1 protein-coding gene is annotated in these 713 nt (G+C 46.4%); it reads right to left on the reverse strand.

Annotated elements, in window-relative coordinates; translation table 11 throughout:
- Window positions 1–355 precede the first annotated feature (355 nt).
- The gene (locus tag JFN88_RS22390; protein WP_199021580.1) at window positions 356–574 is read right to left on the reverse strand and encodes a hypothetical protein; all 219 of its coding nucleotides are present in this window, start codon (window positions 572–574) and stop codon (window positions 356–358) included.
- Window positions 575–713: the final 139 nt, after the last annotated feature.

Consider the following 713-nt stretch of genomic DNA (forward strand, 5'->3'; position numbering starts at 1 on the left):
AATCTACACCGACATAAATCAGTTTATCCGGCGTTAGTTGAACGTTGGTCATCGTTCGTTTCACTCCCTTGTATGTCATGGATAGGAAGGGTTACGCATAGGGCGGAGATGACATGCTGTCTGCCCCAAAACTCTGCCCCATGTGTAACCATCCCTGATCGGATGGCGCGGCAATTGCTGTATCATGAGCTTGCATCCTCAGTTCGAGCGGACAAACCGCAATGATACAAAAGCAAAGTCTCATGTACATGCAAACACCATTATGGACGATTCATTTCGTAGGCAAGAAAGGCTTTCGCCAATCGCAGATGCAATAATTCCAACCGTACATTCACTTCCAAATGATGGACGTTCATTAACACTTCTTCGACCATCTGCGGATGAAACTGATCGCCATACCGAAAGATATAGTCTCATACGGACTTAGACCGTAGCACCGATGAATTTTATGCGGCAGGATGGTATATCCCTTATGCTGTCCTGTAAAGTTGCTCTCCTTGGCAACTTCGTCCATATACGCATTAGCAGGTTTGGTGTTCTTAGTCAACCAGAAGTCGTTGTACTTCGTTTTCATATGCAATTCCTTCCTTCTTGTGCTGTTATGCCGCCACTAAGCGCCTGTGGAGTAGGGAAGGCGGCTAGCCCGACACGTAGCCTTACCTGTTCGATGTCAACTGGTCGTCACCAGATTTATTGACTTGCACAGTAACTAT

The organism is Paenibacillus roseus (genome assembly GCF_016424485.1).
Lineage (GTDB): Bacteria > Bacillota > Bacilli > Paenibacillales > Paenibacillaceae > Paenibacillus_D > Paenibacillus_D roseus.

Excerpts from the sequence above, each read along its gene's own strand:
- JFN88_RS22390 (WP_199021580.1), bottom strand. The coding sequence starts at position 574 with ATGAAAACGAAGTACAACGACTTCTGGTTGACTAAGAACACCAAACCT.